This is a genomic window from Flavobacterium undicola (assembly GCF_009909155.2).
GTDB classification, from domain to species: domain Bacteria; phylum Bacteroidota; class Bacteroidia; order Flavobacteriales; family Flavobacteriaceae; genus Flavobacterium; species Flavobacterium undicola.
This window is the reverse complement of sequence record NZ_JAAAPM020000010.1, coordinates 1-19,907: the sequence shown is the minus strand read 5'-3', so window position 1 is coordinate 19,907 and position 19,907 is coordinate 1. Positions and strand designations below refer to the sequence as shown.

Genomic DNA, 19,907 nt, shown 5'->3' with positions numbered 1-19,907 from the left:
TTTCAATCGATTATAATGTAATGAGGCGCAAAGATACGTTTTCACCTTTTTATTTGCCATTAATTTACTGTCAATAAATGGGATTGTTGTTATTTTGTGAAGCGCATTTAAATTAATTAAATGTGAGATAATTGTGATTTTTTTATTAAAATTGAATACATTTTATTTATACCCCAAATTATGAACCATAAGTTGCTTTCCTTCGTTTTGTTTTTGTTGAGTTTTGTTGTTTTTGGACAACAAAAAATAACTGTTGAATCTATTTATCGAGGTGCATACCGAACCCAGGATATGGATGAGTTGCATTCGTTAAAAAAATCCAATCAATACACGGTTTTGAATTACAATCAACAGGCGCAGTCCACTCAAATTGACTTGTACGATTTTGCCAGTTTGCAAAAAACAGCCACTATTATAGATTCTAAAAATCATAAAGGGATGCCGGCGATTGATGGTTACACTTTTGATTCGGACGAAAAAATGCTCTTGTTGGCTTGCAATTCCAATCCTATTTACCGCCATTCCTTTACTGCCGATTATTATTTGTATGATATTTCGAAAAAGGAATTAACACAATTATTCGATTTCCAAATTCAGGAACCTACTTTTTCACCTGACGGAAAGAAGATTGCTTTTGCCAGAGAAAACAATTTATATGTTTATGATTTAGCATCAAAAACAACAACGCAGATTACGACTGATGGAAATAAAAATGCGATTATCAACGGAATTTGTGACTGGGTTTACGAAGAGGAATTTTCTTTTGTTCGTGCTTTTGATTGGTCAGGAGATAGCAAAAAAATAGCTTTCATCCGATTTGACGAGTCGGAAGTGCCTGAGTTTTCAATGACGGTTTTCAACCAACAGTTATATCCAGCAGTGGAGACTTTTAAATACCCAAAAGCAGGCGAGAAAAACTCGAAGGTCTCTTTACATATTTATGATGTTGCGTCGAAAGATTCAAAAACGGTGGATTTGAGTAATTATTCTGATTTTTATATTGCCAGAATAAAATGGACAAATGATGCGAATGTGTTGTCAGCTCAAGTTTTAAATCGTCATCAGGATAATTTAGACCTGCTTTTTATTGATGGAAATTCAGCGGCTAAAAAAGTAGTTTTGAATGAAAAAGACAAGGCTTATATTGATGTTACCGATAATCTTACTTTTCTAAAAGACAATAGTTTTATTTGGACGAGTGAAAAAGATGGATTCAACCATATTTACTATTATGATAAAACTGGAAAATTAAAAAATCAAGTAACTAAGGGAAATTGGGAAATCACAAAATTTTATGGACTCGACGAGAAAACAAATACAGCGTTTTACCAGTCTACCGAAAATGGTTCGATTAACCGTGGTGTTTACAAAATAGGATTGAAAGGAACTAATAAAGTGGCTTTGTCTAATGAATTAGGGACTAACGAAGCAACTTTTAGTCCTAATTTTGATTACTATATCCGCACTTTTTCTAGTGTATCTCAGCCTACAATCTATACTTTGAATGAAGTGAAATCGGGAAAAGAATTGAAAGTGATTGAAAACAATTCCGCTTTAGTAAGCCGATTAAAAGAGTATAATTTGCCAACAAAAGAGTTTTTTGTTTTAAAAACCGAGAAAGGAAACGAATTAAACGCTTGGATCATCAAGCCAAAAGATTTTGATGCTTCTAAAAAATATCCTGTTTTTATGACGCAATATTCTGGGCCTGGTTCGCAGCAAGTAGCTAATCAATGGAACTCAGTTGACGATTATTGGTGTTTGATGCTTTCACAACAAGGCTACATTGTGGTTTGTGTTGACGGTAGAGGAACCGGTTTTAAAGGTGCTGCTTTTAAGAAAGTAACACAATTACAACTAGGGAAATACGAAGTGGAAGATCAGATTGATGCTGCCAAAGTTATTGGGAATTATCCTTATGTCGATAAATCCAGAATCGGGATATTTGGTTGGTCTTACGGTGGATTCATGGCTTCCAATTGTCTTTTAAAAGGAAATACGATTTTTAAAATGGCCGTTGCTGTGGCTCCGGTTACCAATTGGAGATTTTATGATTCGGTTTATACTGAAAGATACATGCAGACACCACAAGAAAATGCCAGTGGTTATGATGATAATTCGCCAATTAATTTTGCCAATCAATTAAAAGGGAAATATCTTTTGATTCACGGTACTGCCGATGATAATGTGCATGTACAAAATTCGATGGAAATGATGAATGCATTAATTAAAGCGAATAAGCAATTTGATTCCCAAGTTTATCCTGATTGCAATCATGGGATTTATGGTGGTATGACCCGAATTCAATTGTTTAATAAGATGACTAATTTTATAAAGGAAAATCTATAAATCAAATTAAGAAGTTTGAATTTTAGAAGTATATTTGGATTAGAATTTTTAATTCCCCAAAATTACCATTAGAAATACCAACCCACTAACATCTCATTTATGAATCAGGATACTCAAGATAATTTTTTTAAAAGCTCCGTTTTAGGGCATCCAGCGGGTTTATTTGTTCTTTTTTTTACTGAAATGTGGGAGCGTTTTTCTTATTATGGAATGCGTGCTTTGTTAGTGTTGTTCCTGACTACTTCAATGACTAAAGGAGGTTGGGAATGGAACGTGGAAGATGCAATGGCTTTATACGGAACCTATACGATGGTGGTTTATTTTACGCCAATTATTGGGGGCTATCTGGCCGATCGGTTTTTAGGGTATCGTTGGGCGGTGGTTATTGGGGCTTTTGTGATGACATTGGGACACGCTTCCATGGCGGTTGAAACTCCAACGTTTTTATACATTGGTATTACTTGTTTGATGATTGGTAATGGTTTGTTTAAGCCTAATATGACATCTATTATTTCTAATGCTTATGAAAAACATCCGGAAAAGAAAGACGGTGCGTATTCCTTATTTTATATGGGAGTGAATGCAGGAGCCTTTTTAGGGATTATGCTTTGCGGTTATATTGGTGAAAAAGTTTCCTGGAGTTTAGGTTTTGGTTTGGCTGGGATATTCATGTTTTTTGGAATGTTACAATTTTATTTCACGCAAAATATTTTTGGCACTATCGGTTTGCCTCCAACAGCGGCAACAAAACTGGCAACAAAAGAAAAGGAAGCTCAGGAAAATACGGCTCCAAATATTATCAGAGATCGAATAATAGCAGTAGTAATTTTTTCTGTTTTTTCTGTTTTCTTTTGGGCTGCATTTGAGCAGGCCGGAGGTTCGATGACTATTTTTGCTGAAAAATTTACACAACGGGAATTGTTTGGTAATACGGCTTGGATTTTTAAAATCACCGATGCTTTATTGACTATTATTCCATTGCTAGTAATTAGTTATGTTTTGTTAAAACTGTTTTCAAAAACAGTAAAAGAATACGCCTTAGGAAATAGTATTTTGTCACTCAGTTTTATTATTATTTGGGGGATTGTAATCTGGAAAATTAACAGAGATTTTTCAACAACTGAGACTGAAGTTCCTGCTTCTTGGTTTGGGATTTTGAATTCGTTATTTATTATTTGTTTTGCACCATTTTTCTCAAAATGGTGGGAGAGTAAATACAACATTTCAGGACCAATGAAATTTGGATTGGGGCTAGCGTTATTAGGACTGGGTTTTGGGTTTTTAGCCTATGGAAGTATGGGGATTACTTCTGATTCAGTTGTACGGGTAAGTATGGTTTGGCTTATTGCGGCTTATTTATTTCATACTTTGGGCGAATTGTGTATTTCACCTGTAAGTTTGTCTTATATCAGCAAGCTGGTACCGGCAAGCTGGATTGGAATTATGTTTGGAGTATATTATTTGTTTTTAGGAATGGGTAATAAATTAGCAGGTTCTATGGGAGGATTAATTGAAACGATTAGTCAACAATACAGTTTGTCTACTTTTTTCCTGTTGTTTACAATTATTCCAATAGGTTTGGGAGTGATTATGTTGCTGTTGTCTCCTTTGATGAAAAAAATAATGCATGGTGTTAGCTAAATTAGTTTTACTGGTATTGTTTTTGTGTAAATTTGTAGATAAAATAAATCATTATGAAAAAAATATATTTAATAGCTATTTTCTTTATTGGTCTTGTTGCAACTCAGGCGCAGGAATTAAAATGGTATACTGATGTTAAAGAAGCAGTAGCTGTTGGTAATAAGCAAAACAAACCTTTGTTATTGTTTTTCACAGGTAGTGATTGGTGTACATGGTGTATGCGTTTACAGAAGGAAGTCTTAACAACGCCAGAATTCACTAAATGGGCAAAAGAGAAAGTAATATTAGTAGAAGTAGATGATCCAAGAAGGATAGCCCAAGCGCCAGAGATTAGACAAGAGTATGATCAGATTAGAGGTGTGTTAGGGATTGTAGGGTATCCTACAGTTTATTTTGTTAGAGGTGAGAAGAAGGATGAAAAATTTAATTTACATGCACTTGGAAAAACAGGTTATGTAGCTGGTGGTCCAGTGGTCTGGTTAGAAGTGGCTAATGGAATTTTGAATCAAAAATAGGATTAAAAACAGCATTTAATTTAACTTATAGAATCCCTTTTCGGCAGTAGCGTGAAAAGGGATTTTTTGTTTTTCACAACTCGCTTTCCATTGTTTTAAAATGTATTTGTAATTAGAACCATCGGCAATAACTAATTTTGGTTTTAAGGATACTAGCATACGCTCCAGATTGATTTTTGGTGTTTGAGTAAGTAATACAATGTCCGGATTTGCATTTTTTGGAAAAATACCAATACTGTCCAAAATCAGAATTTTATTTCCCTTAAAATAAGCCGTGTGACTTAGCGATTCCTGTTTTTGTATGTGACTGAAATTACCAACCAAATAGGAATTCAGCATTTTGTTTTTTGCGGCAATACTATCATTCGAATAAAGACAAACTTCATTGCCGTTGCGTTGAACGATTAGTGTTTTTCTTTTCGAATTAAAAACAATCCATTCTTCTTGATTTTGAATTTGCCATTGGCTAAATAGTAAGGCCGATTGAAGTATGATGACTGAAAGCAGAACGAAAAGAAGCTTGTTGAAATGTGGTTTTTTTAACCAAATAATTGTTGCAATAATTAGTACATAAGAACAACTAAGCATTATGAAGTTAAACGAAATGTCTTTGATGATAAATTGTTCGAAAGAGGCAATGGTATTGATGATTTTATTTAGCAGAAGAATGCTCCATTCTAAAGGTTTTGTCAACCAAAAAGGTGTGAATCCCATTGCAGCTAATGACATCACAACAACACCTAAAAACATGATTATGCTAAGTAATGGAATGACAGCTAGATTAGTAATGAAAAACAATCCCGGAAATTGATGGAAATAATACAGGCTTAATGGTAAAGTGCCTATTTGTGCCGCAAATGAAACCGTCAGTATGTCCCGGCAGTATTTCAGTATTTTGTTTTTTGGTTTCCAATAAGAAGCCAGAATGGGCTGAAACCAAACAATAAAAAATACGGCAAGATAGCTGAGTTGGAATCCTACATCAAATAGAAAATAGGCTTGAAAAAGTAATATCAATAGTATCGAAACTAATAAGGTATGATAAATATTGACACTTCTTCGAAGGTGTAATCCTATGGCAACAAAAGAAAACATAACGACTGAACGAACAATAGAAGGAGACAGTCCGGCTAGTAATGCAAAAAAGAATAAACTTGTTAGTAGGATTGTTAGTTTTATGAAAGAACCTTTTCGAGTATTTGGAATCGGTTTTAGTATGAAGTTTAAGAATAGAAATATAAAACCTACATGCAAACCCGAAACCGATAAAATGTGTACGGCTCCGGCGTATTGATAGTCTTGAATGATTTCGGGGGAAATGTCTTGTCTTTGACCTAAAATCAACGCTGTTGCAACGGCGAGTGCTGTGTTGTTGAAATGGGATTTTTCTAAATTGGTGGTAATTCTTGTTGTGATTTTAGCAATGTAAAACCAAATGTCTTTCTGAGGCTCAGGACTTATTTTTATGTTTGCTGAATTGGCATACAACTGCGCATAAATTTGTTTGCTGTTGAGATAATTGCTATAGTCAAATTGATTTGGATTGTCTGGCTTTTTGTTTTTCTGTAAATTTCCTTTAATGCTTACCATTGTTCCAATTTCAAATGGAGTAGCTCGGATTTTTTTTGGAATATTTAATAAAATTCTTCCGTTATAATTTTTGTCGTCTATCGTTTGTATTAAGGCAATGTAGCGTTGATTGTAAATGCTGTTTTTTAATTTTTCTCTCAGAATTAGCGTAATGCGATGTTCTTTTTCAAAAACAGCTTTGTTATTACTGTAATTGCTTTTTTGGAAAGAATCGGTTTGGATAATCAAACTACTCATTCCGATTAAAAAGGAAATAAAATAAGTAAGTGTGGAAAAATAGAATTTAGTATGCTGATTGGTTTTTGGCCAAAAAAATAAAACAGTTAGCAATGCTAAGGAAACAGAAAGAAGTCCGAAAACCAATATCGGATTTGGATGAATGTAAAAAGAAATTAGGATTCCCAGTAGGAAACCTAATGTGATTTTTGCCAAAGGAAATTCGAGTACTTTCATTATTCTAAAGTACGAATTTTCTATAATGTTTTTTATTTTTTAAGGCAAAATTCTATTCAGTTGAGCAAAAGTTCTGTCGTAGTACGGTTCTTTAGTAGAGGAAATTATCACTCCTTTAGAAGTAGAAGAATGAATAAATTCCAGTTCGTCCTCCTTGGTTTCGATTACAATTCCCACATGGTTGATTTGACTTCTGTGGTTGGTTTTAAAAAAGATTAAATCTCCTTTTTTGGCTTTCGAAATATTTTTGCCTAAATCGGTGCCTACTTTAGATTGTTCTACCGAAGAGCGAGGTAGTTTGATGTCAAATTGCTTAAAAGTGGAGAAAACTAATCCAGAACAATCAAAACCTGATTTGGTCACACCAGCACTTTTGTAAGGAGCTCCAATGTTTTCGGATGCCGATTTAATAATTTGTTCCACTAGGTAAGTAGTGTTTCTTTTGTCTGTTTTGCTTGTTGCTACAGTGGTTGATTTACAAGAAGTAAAAATAATTGCAATCAGGATTAGGAAAAGGAATTGTTTTAAAAGGACTGTTCTACGCATTCAAATTGGCAATAATTAATTTAGCAGTTTTCTCGCTGGCTCCAGCTCCGCCTAATTTTTGCTCTAAAACATCGTATTTAGCCAAAAGATTTTTGCGGTATTCAGGATCCAGTATCTTATTTAACTCCTTTTTTATGGTTTTAGTATTGCAGTTATCCTGAATTAATTCAGTAACCACTTCTTCGTCCATAATAAGATTGACTAATGAGATGTATTTCAGGGTAATAATGCGTTTTGCGATTTGGTACGAAATCGAATTTCCTTTGTAACATACCACTTCCGGAACTTTAAAAAGTGCCGTTTCTAAAGTAGCTGTTCCCGAAGTGACTAAGGCTGCGTGAGCATTTTTTAATAAATCGTAGGTTTTATTAGAAATGAACTTGATGTTTTTATTGGTGATAAAAGTTTCGTAAAAAGCAAATTCCTGACTTGGAGCTCCGGCAATGACAAATTGATAATCAGGAAAATCATCGACTACGCTAAGCATTACCGAAAGCATTTTGGTAATTTCCTGTTTTCTACTTCCCGGAAGTAACGCAATAATAGGTTTTTCGTCTAAATTATTTTCGGCTTTAAAAGTTGCGGCTTCAATTGGTTTCTGATTTTGAATGGCATCAATCAATGGATGTCCAACAAATTCCACCGGATAATGATGTTTGTCTTCGTAGAAGTTTTTTTCGAAAGGCAAAATCACATACATTTTATCCACATCTCTTTTAATGGCTTTGATTCTGCTTTCTTTCCAGGCCCAAATTTGTGGTGAAATATAATAATGAGTTTTAATTCCAATTTCTTTAGCCCATTTTGCAATACGCATATTAAAGCCAGGATAATCAATAAAAATAATTACATCCGGCTGGAATTGGTTAATGTCTTCTTTGCAAATTTTAATATTGCCTAAGATTGTTTTTAAGTTAAACAGCACTTCTACAAATCCCATGAACGCTAATTCGCGATAATGTTTGACCAAAGTGCCACCCACAGCCTGCATTAAATCACCACCCCAAAAACGAATTTCGGCACTGGAATCTTCTTTCAAAAGTGATTTCATTAAATTAGAACCATGTAAGTCACCTGATGCCTCTCCGGCTATAATGTAGTATTTCATTTTATGCAGTTTCTTTTTAAATGCTAACCAAAATTAACCATTCCATCTTGAGGAATCAAATAAAGCTAATTTTTAATTTATTCATTCCAATTCCAGGTGTTGAGTTGTTGAGTAGCATGGTAGGCAGTCAAATCAAATTGTACAGGAACTATAGAAATGTATCCGTTGTTTAAGGCCCATTCGTCAGTATCTTCGCCTTGATCCTGGTTTACAAATTCGCCTGAAAGCCAGTAATAATCGCGTCCTTGTGGTGTTTTTCTTTTGTGAAATTTTTCCATCCAAAGTGCTTTCGCTTGACGGCAAATTTTAATTCCTTTGATTTCTTCTTGCTTCAATTTGGGGAAATTTACATTCAAAACCACGTCTTTCGGGAGTTTGTTTTGTAATGCTTCTAATGTTATTTTTCGAATAAACGGCTTGATTTCTTCAAAATTGGCATTCCAGTCAAAGTCTAAAAGTGAAAATCCAATAGCGGGAATACCTTCAATTCCAGCTTCAATAGCGGCACTCATTGTTCCCGAATAAATAACGTTTATTGAAGAATTCGAACCGTGATTGACACCTGAAACGCATAAATCGGGTTTTCTTTTCAAGACTTCGTTAACGGCTATTTTTACACAATCGGCAGGAGTTCCTGAACAGCTGTAAATGGTAATTGTGTCGTTTTCTGTCGAAATTTTGTTAAGATATAAAGTTTCGTTAGTAGTAATGGCATGTCCCATTCCGCTTTGTGGTTTGTCAGGAGCGACAACTACGATTTCTCCAATTTCAGACATAACAGCAATTAAAGCTTTGATTCCTGGAGCCGCAACACCATCGTCATTAGTAATTAAAATTAAGGGTTTGGTTTTATTCATGGCAATTTTATTATCAGAAAACGGTTTTTTTGAGCTTTAAAAACGGATGAAATACTAATATTTTAAACAAAGTAAACAAATTTAATTTAGTTGCATGATTATTGTGATTAAGAAAAAAACAATTTTATATCTTTAACAAAAAATTATGGAGGCCTTATCATTGTTGACTTGGTTTTTCCCGTAACTTAGTTTAAAAATTTTGGATGAATACTATTATTAGTCTTATGAAGAGAAATTATAAAATACTTCTTGCCGTTGCTTTTTTGTCGGTAACACTGTTTGCATTTAAATTAAAATCGGCTTCTGAGGCTGATCCGGATAAAGATAAATTACTTTTAGAATTATTGACTTTTGTTCTTGAAAAAGGACATTATAATCCTGCTACTATTGATGATAATTTTTCTAAAGGAATTTACAAAGATTATATTCAGGCATTAGATCCATCAAAACGTTTCTTTTTACAATCGGATATTGATGAATTTTCGAAGTATGAATTAGAACTAGACGATGAGTTAATTAATAAAGATTTGACCTTTTTTAATTTGACTTATGGGCGTTTGATGCAAAGAATGAAAGAAAGTCAGAGTTTGTATAAAGAAGTTTTAAAGACTCCTTTTGATTACAAAGTTGATGAAAGTTTTAATACTGATTATGAGAAAGCTCCTTATGCTAAAACAGATGTCGAATTAAAAGAACGTTGGAGAAAACAATTAAAATTGACTACACTTTCTTCATTGACGGATCGTTTGAAAATACAAGAAAATAAAGGAAAGTTTTCTAAAGAAGAAACAGGAATTCCTTTAAATCCACTTGAAGAAGGTGAGAATGCTAGTGCAGAAACTACTAAAAAAGAAACTCCAGTAGCTGATAGTAAACCAAAATCTTTTGAAGAACTGGAAAAAGAAACTCGTGAGAGTACTTCTAAGTCTTTGGATGAGTATTTTGGATTTATGAAAGATTTAGACCGCAATGATTGGTTTTCGGTTTATATCAATTCTATAACAGCTCGTTTTGATCCTCATACTAATTATTTTGCGCCAGAAGAAAAAGAGCGTTTTGACGTGAGTATTAGTGGAACATTAGAAGGTATTGGTGCTCGTTTACAAAAGAAAAATGAATATACTGAGATTTCTGAATTGATTTCTGGAGGACCAGCTTGGAGAGGAAAAGAACTTGAAGCAGGGGATTTAGTTATGAAAGTAGCTCAAGGAAATGCTGAACCAGTTGATGTTGTAGGGATGCGTCTTGATGATGTGGTGAAAAAAATTAAAGGGCCAAAAGGTACCGAAGTGCGTTTGACTATTAAAAAAGTGGACGGGACAATTAAAATAATTTCAATCATTAGAGATATTGTTGAAATTGAAGAAACTTATGCTAAATCAAGTATCGTTAACAAAAACGGATTGAAATATGGGGTTATTTATTTGCCTAAATTTTATATCAACTTCGAAAACAAAGACGGAAGAGACGCAGGTAAAGATATTGCTTTAGAAGTGGAGCGATTAAAACAAGCAAAGGTTGATGGTATTGTTTTAGATGTTCGTGATGATGGAGGCGGATCTTTGTCTACAGTTGTGGATATAGCGGGATTATTTATTGAGCAAGGACCAATTGTACAAATAAAATCGGCTGGTAGAAAGAAAGAAGTTTTGTATGACAGAGATAAAAAAATTGAATGGGACGGACCATTAGTAATAATGGTGAATAGTTTTTCAGCGTCTGCTTCAGAGATTTTAGCTGCAGCCATACAAGACTATAAGCGTGGAGTTATTATTGGTAGTAAACAAACCTATGGAAAAGGAACGGTTCAAAATGTAATCGATTTGAATCAGTTTGTACGTAGTAATGAGTTAGGCGATTTAGGTGCTCTAAAAACAACTACTCAAAAATTTTATAGAATCAATGGTGGTTCTACGCAATTAGAAGGGGTGAGTAGTGATGTGGTGATGCCAGACCGTTATTCTTATTTGAAAATGGGGGAACGCGATGTAGAAAATGCTATGCCTTGGGATAAAATTGATCCTGCTGATTATAACGTTTGGAACAACAATGGTAATTTTACTAAAGCCATTTTACATAGTAGAGAACGCATTGCTGCTAATCCACAGTTTAAATTGATTGAGGAAAATGCTAAATGGATTGATACTCGAAGTGAGGAAAATGAATATAGCTTAAATATTGATAAATTTAGAATTGCTCAAAATGCGATTGAAGATAAAGCTAAAAAATTCAAGCCTATTTTTGATTATAAAAATGATTTGAAATTTACTTCATTGCCTTATGAAATGGAGCAAATGAATAAAGACAACATTTTAAAAGAAAAAAGAAATCGTTGGCACGAAAGTTTGGCTAAAGATATTTATGTTGAAGAGGCGTTGAATGTTTTGGATGATTTACAAACTAAGGTTAATTTGAAGAATAGTTCATTACCGGTTAGTAAATTGAAAAAAGAAAAGTTAGCTAAAACGTATTAAAAACATCATAATAATTAAAAAGCGCTCTGGGAATTAATTTAATTTTCAGAGCGTTTTCTGTTTGAATTAGATACTATGAATATTAGATTTTTTTGGAGCACAATTGCTTTTGGATTCATTCTGTTGAGTTGTATGAAAAATGGGCAGCAGAATGTTAATTCGAATCAAACAATTAAAGATTTGAATTTCTATTTGCCTACATCGACTACTTTACAAATTATAAAACACGATTATTATACTTTATCGTATAACGAAAAAGCAGAACAGGCTGAGTGGGTGGCTTATGAGTTGAAAAAAAACTATATCAAAAACAGTGATTTTAAACGTCCTTTTTTTATAGAAGATCCGATGGTTGGGACAAAATCAGCCGATTGGAGAAATTATAAAAAATCGGGTTATGACAAAGGGCATCTGTGTCCAGCTGCCGATATGGAATTTGATATAAATGCTTATAATGATACTTTCTTTACTTCGAATATAAGTCCGCAAAATCCCGATTTTAACGGGGGTATTTGGAATAGATTAGAACAAAAGACACGTTTTTGGGCAGTTAAGAATAATGGACTTTTTGTTATTACAGGAGGCGTTTTGAAAGGCAGTTTGGAATCAATTGGCAAAGAAGATGTTCTTGTTCCGAAATATTTTTATAAGATACTGCTGAGTCCGTCAAAAAGGAATTATAAAATGATTGCTTTTTTGGTGCCAAATGAAAAAAGCAGCAAAGCTATTTTTGAATATGTTGTTTCCGTTGATAAATTAGAATCGATTACAGGAATTGATTTCTTTCCTAAACTGGAAGATAACATCGAAAATAGTTTAGAAAAAAATGTAGAATATAAACCGTGGTTTTATTAAATAAAATTGTAGTATATTTACCTCATTAAAAACGCTGAGGTGATTTTATATTAATAAAAAATCTATGAACAAATATTGTGTATTGGCTACAATTGGAGCTTCAAGTTTACATCGCGAATGGATTAAAAAAAAATCGTCCTTTGATTTACATTTAATCGTTTATGATGATTCCTATGAATTATTTAAAAATGACAGCCCTTATGTTACAGCATCTAAAGGTTATAAATTTAAATTGATATATGATTATTTATGTAATAATCCAGAGTTGATTGAACAATACGAATATTTTTACATGCCGGATGATGATATTTCAATAACAAATGCTAATATACAAAAGTTGTTTAGGTTTATGAAAAAATATCAATTGGCAGTAGCGCAACCCGCTATAGCTAATTCATTTTACTCCTACCAGCATACTGCAAAGTATAAAGATTCTATACTCCGTCATACTAATTTTGTCGAAATTATGCAGCCTTGCTTTTCTAGAGAAGCATTAAAAAAAGTGTTATTTACTTTTGACGAAACAATAAGCGGTTGGGGTATAGATTTTCACTGGGGGATAATCTTAAACTACACTGAATACAATATGGCTATTATAGACGATATTGATTCTATACATACAAGACCAGTGCAATCTAATCATCACCAAGAATTGTCTGAGTATATGAAAAAATATAATTTAAGTTTTGATATATATAGTTCTTAAAGATGAAAAAATACGATTTTTTAATTGTTGGGTCTGGGCTATATGGTGCTGTATTTGCACGTGAAATGACAGATATAGGAAAAAAATGCCTTGTTATAGATAAAAGATATCATACTGGGGGTAATATTTATTGCGAAAATAAAGAAGGGATAAATATTCATAAGTATGGCCCTCATATATTTCACACGAATGATAAAAAGATTTGGGATTATGTAAATTCTTATGTAGAGTTCAATAACTTTATATATTCACCCTTGGCGAATTATAAAGGGAATCTATATAATTTACCTTTCAATATGAATACTTTTTATCAATTATGGAATATAAAAAATCCTGTGGAAGTATTAGAAAAAATCAAGAATCAGGTTGATACAACAGGATTTATTCAACCATCAAATTTAGAAGAACAAGCGATCAGTATGGTGGGCAAAGATATTTATGAGATATTAATAAAAGGTTATACCGAAAAACAATGGGGCCGAAAAGCCGTAGATCTTCCTTCATTTATCATTAAACGATTACCTGTAAGGCTTACTTTTGACAACAACTATTTTAATGATAAATACCAAGGTATACCTATTGGTGGCTATAACAAATTAATTGACGGTCTTTTAGCGGGTATCGAAGTACGCACCGGAATTGATTTTTTGGAAAATCGTGCTGAACTTTCCGGATTAGCTGATTGTATTGTCTATACAGGTAAATTGGATGAGTTTTATGATTACAAATTTGGACATTTACAATATAGAAGCTTACGGTTTGAACATGAGTATATGAATCACCCAAACTACCAAGGTGTTTCGGTTATTAATTTTACCGAAAAAACAATTCCTTACACCCGTATTATTGAACACAAACACTTTGAATTTGGCAAACAACATGGGACAGTTGTAACCAAAGAATACCCTCAGGAATGGAAACCTGGTATGGAAGCTTACTATCCCATAAACGACGCTACTAACACCAATAAACTTAAACAGTACAATGAATTAGTAAAGAATGAACATAATGTAATATTCGGGGGAAGATTAGCGGAATATAAATACTATGACATGCATCAAGTAATTGCATCTGCACTTACAAAAACAAAGGCATTGAAAGAGACTTATTAATGTTGTTGTTATTTTTTATTCTTTTACAGGATGATATAACTTATTAGGTATTTCTCCAATCTTTTGATGAATAGGTCTCCATCTAAAAGTGGATGTTGCATTTTCTATTTCACTATTTTGGGTATAATTTCCAAAATAAAATTTATTTTCATTACCCTGAGAAACAAATTCTCCTCTCCCTCCAAAATCCATTAGATCAAATCCCGCCGCACTCAAGAGTGATGGAAATAGTACCTCATGATGACCTTGCCATCCATCTAATAATTCTTGATCAATAAAATTAAGCGCCTCTTTTGATATTCGATATATTGGATTAAAAGATCGCACTAAATATTCTGATTTTAGAGTCTGATCATTGTATGCTAATGTATGGCCATTGTGGATCATCGGCATATCTTTGTATATGAGAGCTTATAAAAGATTTATCTGAGTTTTCAAAATGGTTAAAAAAATGATCCCAATTTCCCGTATAACGAACATCATCTTCTATACACCAATAATAATCATAATGAGGATGCTCTTTATAGAATTTTAATAATGGAAAATGATTATTTCCTGGAATTAATTTCTCCCCTAAAGGTTTGTATTCAAGGCCAATTAAGATTTCATCCGAAAAATAAAAAACGTCTTTATCACTTATCTCCTTTTGATAGTTAGCCTCTTTTAGATGATATAAAAGGCGTGTTATATTTTTCTCGGAATTTGTTGCTGTTGCAATTTCATTAAAGGTATCAATTACAGCATTAGATAATCGACAGGATAGAAATAAAAACGCTTGTTTCATTAAGAATATGCTATTAAAATCTACAAAAATATAAGAATCTATGGCATAAAACGTTTTCAATTTTTTTTAAACTCCAATAACCATTTCTTATCATCAAACAATAGAAGAAAAAACTTTATCAAACCATTGATATAATGCCTTTTGTTTTTCTTCATTCTTAAAAGTCTAAATATTTAATTATTTTGAGTATTTCAAAAACGGGCAATATATTAATTTTGGTTTACCTCCCTGTCTAATATTTTTTCATCTATGTGACAAATTAGTTCGCTTGATGTTATAGGGTCTAATTTCCTTGTAAATAGACTTTTACTCTTATTTACGATGTTTTTGCTTTCAGTAGTTAAGACCCTTGGATTCAAGTATGGTTTATTCCATTTGATTAAGTGCAGATTATGATTGATTATATTATCTGTTATCTTTGGGTTATCACAATTCAATAGCAGAGTTTGAAAAAAACTTTCATCAGGAATCCTTACATAATTCTTGAAGTATGTTAAAAAGTCTGGATTTAATTTCAAGAAATCAAAAATAATCTTTATTGCATACATAGGAAGAGAAAGCCATTGTGATCCTCCATAAATATTCATCACTTGATTTATTTCCTCAAATGCTGGGAACCTTGGCAATCCGTTACGATACCATTTTTTATAAGGTATCTTAAAATGTTCTATAAATATTGTATTAATGTGACTTTTAAGATAGGCTTTTATATATACATTTGATTTAATTGGGTAGTCTTGTCCACTAAGTAAAATTATTCTTTGTGTAGTCTTATGATTGCGTTCAATAAATTTCAGTCCGTTCAAGGTGGCTTGTACTAACCCGAAACTACCCCAAGAAGATACACAACGATTAGATATAAAATGTACATTCTGGTACGTTTTTTCGTTATAAACTTTAAATTGATTTATTGAAACCTGTTTATCAACGTGGATAACAAAAGCTACCTGTTTGTCATTTAATACCTCTATCAATCTGAAAAGTTGAGCAGGGTCTTTGTGTACCAAGATTAAATAAACTATATTCATCGTGTTAAATTTTCAATATTTCATGTACGCATCATAGTGATGTACTTTGTAATAATTTTGGTTGTATTAACACAGTATGTTAATTTCTATTGTTTTTATTTTATTTCTTGATACATTTGAGCTATTGTGTCAATTTTGCTTAATCTCTTTTGGGCTATGTCAAACATATCTATATTATTAACTTCATCATTTTTGAGAGAAGAGGATATCGAATCTTCAATTTTCTTTCGAACAGAAATGTACGGATACATAACCATTTTGTGACTGGTCATTTCAGATAGTTTTAAATCGACAGTATCTTTTTCAGTGAAAGATTCTCTTAATATTAGTTCAAATATTGGACGAAACAAAATAATAAAAGGGGTTTGTTGAAATGTATCTATCCAAAAACGATTTTTTGTTACGGGAATAGCTTGGCCGAAAACACCTATGCCTCCAAACAAAATATTTACACCTTGTTCTGCAGCACCAATAATTGAGTTTAAGAGAATTTGTTTCGAATAAAACGGTGTGAATTCATGAGTGTTTTTACAAATAATAATAACATTCTCATCAGCTTCCATTGCCAACTGAACAATCTTGGTGATATTTCGCCATAGATGTATGGCTTCTTGCTCATCCTCAAAACACTCTAAATAATTGACAGTAAACTCGTTTCTATTATCGAATTGTTTTTTTATATGAGATAAACTGTCTGGGTGTTTAAATAAGTTTATTACATATGTAGATATAGTGAAATCTATGTTTGCTTCGGGTTTATTCATTTTTTTTTAACTAAATAATCCATAAAAAGTGGCCACTTTATCTAAGTGCATAAGTTTTTCGTTCCTTAGTCGATACAATTCGGTAATCCTTCCTTCCTCATTATTCTTTTGAGTAACGTCTGAGTATCCAAATTCTTTCTGAACAGATATAAATGGATACATAACAAAAATACCATCGGTGAGCGAAGATATCTTCATATCAGCAATGTCAGTTTTGTAAAAATCTATATTTAAAATTTTTTGATAGAATTTTTGGAATATAATCATAAATTGGGTTCCATTGAAACGGTCAACCCAAAATAAGTTTTTATCTACCTGTAATACTTGATCAAACCAGCTTACGCTACCGAGTAAGACATCAGCATCTCGATGTAAGGATTCGTCAATAGCACTATATAGCATCGAAGCACTATAACTTGTAGTAAACTGGTGGTCATCTTCACAGATAAGTACATATTCAAGACATTCTTCATTAGCTAGATTCACAATACTGTGAATAGTCTGCCAAAGTCCATATGATCCCACCTCGTCCTCTATAGCTGGAATAATAGTCAATGTAAATTCTTTCCTGTTTTCAAATTCAGAAAGAATATTGATTTTGCGATCCGTTCGTTTTTCGAGATTGATAGCATAAGAGGGTACTTTGTTTAATTTTTTCATAATATCAGGTAAATGTTCCTGTTTTAATGTTATATAATTTGATTACGATCAACTGATTATTTATAGTTGTTCCCTGTTCACTTTATTCTTTATTTATTGTAATAGTTTTTTCTTCATATATGAAATCGCCATTTTCTGCGATGCCTTCTATTTTTATTTTGTAGGTTCCGGCTTGATCACTGGTATAAAAATCAATACTCGTTTCTTTATTTTTGACTGCTGTTATAAAAGGCTTCCAAAAAACAGTGGACATATAATATTTTTCAAAGGTGTCTTTTAGTTTACTCTCATCCATACCATAAAATTCTCTAGTAGTATAGACACCTAGTTTATCTCCTTCCCAAAGACATCCTTGATAAACTCCTTTTGTCAATTTACCCGTGCTCAAAAATTCGTATATTTCTCCTTTAATGGGTGGCGGTTTATTGTCTGGATCATATGGCGAATGACCGGGGCAATTCAAATAACCGTTTACACAAATGTAGTCTCCGCATTTATTAGCTCCGTATGAGTACGGTTTATTTTTCCTTGTTCCTTTTACAACGACTTCTTTAAGCTGTATTTGAGATTTGTCATTACCTGTATCTAGTAAGGTTTTTTTACTACTTTGTGAGCTCGTGTTTTGTAATTGTGTATCATGGGTTGTCATTTTGATAGACTGCATCAGCTTTTGCATAGGGTCATCTATACGCATAGTAGTATAATCAATGGTACGCTTTCCTTCCATTACTTTTGCTTCTAGATATCCATTCTCTGTAATAACAATACTCTTTGGATCAGCTAAGAAAATTCCCGTTTTATCCGTTGGTATAAAATTCCACAGACTATCCTGCCTAATCAGTAATGTGAAAGGTTTTTTTATTTTACTTTTGTCTTTGTATTCTATTTGCCCTTTTAGTTTCAATCGTTCTAGTTTAGAAATAGAATCTGTAGAATTAGGAAGAGTAAGCTGCTGCCAAAGAGAGCGTTGCCCGCCCTTGATAAACAGCATGTTTTCTAAGTATTTCTGGTTATGATATAGCTCAGTAATGTTGCTATTCTCGTTGGTATCTTGGCTCATCAATGGAATTGTATAGAAATGAGAGACAATGTCGTTTTTTCGAATCGTATCTAACCTACTATTCTGCACGCATGACACGGTAAATATTCCTCCTAGAGGCTGACCACCAGCATCTGTTATTCTTAGTTTTGCTGATACTTTTTCTCTAACATTATAAGAATCTTTTTCTATAGTTATTACTGCCTTATTGTTGTTCTTGTAGTGTGCAAAGAATTGGCGTTCTGCCAAGGGCTGACCGTCATCATCCAAAAGCGTTAACGTATTCATGCCTTTGCTTACATCATTAAGTAATAGATTCATGCGTTTTTCCCCTTTTACCGCAATGGGTGGAGCTATCTTTGTTTCTTTAGTGTAGGCGTTAGTAATAGCAAGCCTAATTTGTTTGTCCTGCTGTGTACCAACACGAATGGATAAGGTATCACCCACTACAGCTATGGGTATTTCCAGCACAATACCTGTTGGTGATGGCTTTGGTAATGGGTATACATTTGGTGCTACTAATGCTTTATTATCCAAAACCTTCAACGTATATTCACTTCCGTTTTTTGATAAAATATTAAACCAGCCCAAGCCATGTTCATCAGTTTCTATCGTATCTATTGCCTTTTCGTTTTCTAACAGTAGTGCTTTTAGCTGTACAGCTCCCCCATTAGTTAGTCGTGACTCCCAAGCAACTTTACTCTGCAATCCCGTTACCAAATCTCCTCCCTCTGGATAAAAACGAATGTCAAATTTGGGTTGTCTTATAATTGGTAGTTTGACGTTAAAATTTAGATTACTCTTACCAATAGTTGTGGTAGTATAAAGTATATGATTAGAGGTTTCTACTTCTGAAATGGGTAATGCAATCGTTACTTGTTCAGTAGTGCCAATTTTTATCTTTTTAGGATGATTATTCCGCAAGTAATAAGAGATATAACTTTTGCTTCTGTCAGATACTGATGTATTAGGAGGGAAATAAACTTTAGCATCTATAAAAATAGAATCCATAACGGTTTTATCTCGAATTTTAAAATCAACCAATATAGAGGGTGACGTTCCGGTTTTAATGGTTATTTCTTTACGGAAAACGTGAATGGGTTTTCCTTGTTTATTGATTACATTGGTACAAGCCGTCAGCAGATAGTTACCGGGAGTTAAAGTATTGGGCAAAGTTAGGCTACCAGGGCAAAAACCGTTATTTATCAAATAGTTTTTCTGTAGGGATACAGCTGTGGTATCGTTCCTTTGCAGGGCTACTGACAATAAGTTGGGGCTTAACGTATCTGCCTTTTGAGACATTTCTATTAAGTAACCTGCAAACCAAATCGTTTCTGTAGGTAGATAAATACTTTTGTCTGTAGCAATGTACAGTACATCTCCAGGATTTGCTGCAGTATAACGTGCTATTTTTGTCCGTAGGGAA

The 19,907-nt window shown here is 33.1% G+C and carries 17 protein-coding genes; 7 read left to right on the top strand and 10 right to left on the bottom strand.

All coding sequences use genetic code 11. The features are described from left to right. Positions 1-180 precede the first annotated feature (180 nt). The 3 genes from GTZ96_RS07530 to GTZ96_RS07520 all read left to right on the top strand — a co-directional run bounded on the left by GTZ96_RS07530 (position 181) and on the right by GTZ96_RS07520 (position 4,505). Positions 181-2,349 (top strand): S9 family peptidase, encoded by a 2,169-nt coding sequence (locus GTZ96_RS07530; protein ID WP_161642504.1) that lies wholly within the window; start codon positions 181-183, stop codon positions 2,347-2,349. A 99-nt stretch (positions 2,350-2,448) separates the two neighbouring features. Beyond that, on the top strand, positions 2,449-3,990 hold the full coding sequence (locus tag GTZ96_RS07525) for a peptide MFS transporter (protein WP_161642502.1): 1,542 nt from the start codon (positions 2,449-2,451) through the stop codon (positions 3,988-3,990). Positions 3,991-4,043: 53 nt separating this feature from the next. After that, complete coding sequence (locus GTZ96_RS07520) at positions 4,044-4,505, top strand: thioredoxin family protein (RefSeq protein ID WP_161642499.1); 462 nt, start codon at positions 4,044-4,046, stop codon at positions 4,503-4,505. 15 nt (positions 4,506-4,520) lie between these two features. Here the strand turns inward: GTZ96_RS07520 and GTZ96_RS07515 are convergent, their stop codons facing one another. From GTZ96_RS07515 to surE, 4 genes are all read right to left on the bottom strand, one after another. Further along, entirely contained in the window at positions 4,521-6,548 is a 2,028-nt protein-coding gene (locus tag GTZ96_RS07515; protein ID WP_161642496.1) for a ComEC/Rec2 family competence protein, read from the bottom strand. 39 nt (positions 6,549-6,587) lie between these two features. Then, on the bottom strand, positions 6,588-7,094 hold the full coding sequence (locus GTZ96_RS07510) for a C40 family peptidase (protein WP_161642493.1): 507 nt from the start codon (positions 7,092-7,094) through the stop codon (positions 6,588-6,590). After that, positions 7,087-8,202, bottom strand: coding sequence for a lipid-A-disaccharide synthase (gene lpxB, locus GTZ96_RS07505; protein ID WP_161642491.1), 1,116 nt, complete (start codon positions 8,200-8,202; stop codon positions 7,087-7,089). The genes GTZ96_RS07510 and lpxB overlap by 8 nt, the downstream gene beginning before the upstream one ends. 77 nt (positions 8,203-8,279) lie before the next feature. After that, a complete protein-coding gene (gene surE, locus GTZ96_RS07500; protein WP_161642489.1) occupies positions 8,280-9,059 on the bottom strand; it encodes a 5'/3'-nucleotidase SurE in 780 nt (259 codons plus the stop codon). A 203-nt stretch (positions 9,060-9,262) separates the two neighbouring features. On the opposite strand from surE, the gene GTZ96_RS07495 reads away from it, so the two are divergent. The 4 genes from GTZ96_RS07495 (at position 9,263) to glf (ending at position 14,206) form a co-directional block, all read left to right on the top strand. Next, entirely contained in the window at positions 9,263-11,533 is a 2,271-nt protein-coding gene (locus GTZ96_RS07495; RefSeq protein ID WP_161642486.1) for a carboxy terminal-processing peptidase, read from the top strand. A 75-nt stretch (positions 11,534-11,608) separates the two neighbouring features. Further along, the gene (locus GTZ96_RS07490; RefSeq protein ID WP_161642482.1) at positions 11,609-12,388 is read left to right on the top strand and encodes a DNA/RNA non-specific endonuclease; all 780 of its coding nucleotides are present in this window, start codon (positions 11,609-11,611) and stop codon (positions 12,386-12,388) included. 82 nt (positions 12,389-12,470) lie between these two features. Next, positions 12,471-13,094, top strand: a complete 624-nt coding sequence (locus tag GTZ96_RS07485) for a DUF707 domain-containing protein (RefSeq protein WP_207720159.1) — start codon at positions 12,471-12,473, stop codon at positions 13,092-13,094. A 2-nt stretch (positions 13,095-13,096) separates the two neighbouring features. Beyond that, positions 13,097-14,206, top strand: coding sequence for a UDP-galactopyranose mutase (gene glf, locus GTZ96_RS07480; RefSeq protein ID WP_161642478.1), 1,110 nt, complete (start codon positions 13,097-13,099; stop codon positions 14,204-14,206). A 15-nt stretch (positions 14,207-14,221) separates the two neighbouring features. Here glf and GTZ96_RS07475 read toward each other — a convergent pair whose 3' ends face one another. The 6 genes from GTZ96_RS07475 to GTZ96_RS07450 form a co-directional block, all read right to left on the bottom strand. Beyond that, positions 14,222-14,599: a hypothetical protein gene (locus GTZ96_RS07475; protein WP_181033162.1), complete on the bottom strand. Its 378-nt coding sequence runs from the start codon at positions 14,597-14,599 to the stop codon at positions 14,222-14,224. After that, entirely contained in the window at positions 14,559-15,050 is a 492-nt protein-coding gene (locus tag GTZ96_RS07470; protein ID WP_161642472.1) for a DUF3405 domain-containing protein, read from the bottom strand. Before GTZ96_RS07470 ends, GTZ96_RS07475 begins: the two co-directional genes overlap by 41 nt. Positions 15,051-15,199: 149 nt before the next feature. Next, positions 15,200-16,018 carry a beta-1,6-N-acetylglucosaminyltransferase gene (locus GTZ96_RS07465; RefSeq protein WP_161642470.1) on the bottom strand — a complete coding sequence of 273 codons (819 nt, stop codon included), beginning with the start codon at positions 16,016-16,018 and terminating at the stop codon, positions 15,200-15,202. Positions 16,019-16,113: 95 nt separating this feature from the next. Further along, positions 16,114-16,782 carry a hypothetical protein gene (locus tag GTZ96_RS07460; protein ID WP_161642468.1) on the bottom strand — a complete coding sequence of 223 codons (669 nt, stop codon included), beginning with the start codon at positions 16,780-16,782 and terminating at the stop codon, positions 16,114-16,116. A 6-nt stretch (positions 16,783-16,788) separates the two neighbouring features. Continuing rightward, the gene (locus tag GTZ96_RS07455) at positions 16,789-17,442 is read right to left on the bottom strand and encodes a glycosyl transferase (RefSeq protein WP_161642466.1); all 654 of its coding nucleotides are present in this window, start codon (positions 17,440-17,442) and stop codon (positions 16,789-16,791) included. An 82-nt stretch (positions 17,443-17,524) separates the two neighbouring features. Continuing rightward, a complete protein-coding gene (locus GTZ96_RS07450) occupies positions 17,525-19,747 on the bottom strand; it encodes a hypothetical protein (protein WP_181033161.1) in 2,223 nt (740 codons plus the stop codon). Between the last annotated feature and the right edge of the window lie 160 nt (positions 19,748-19,907).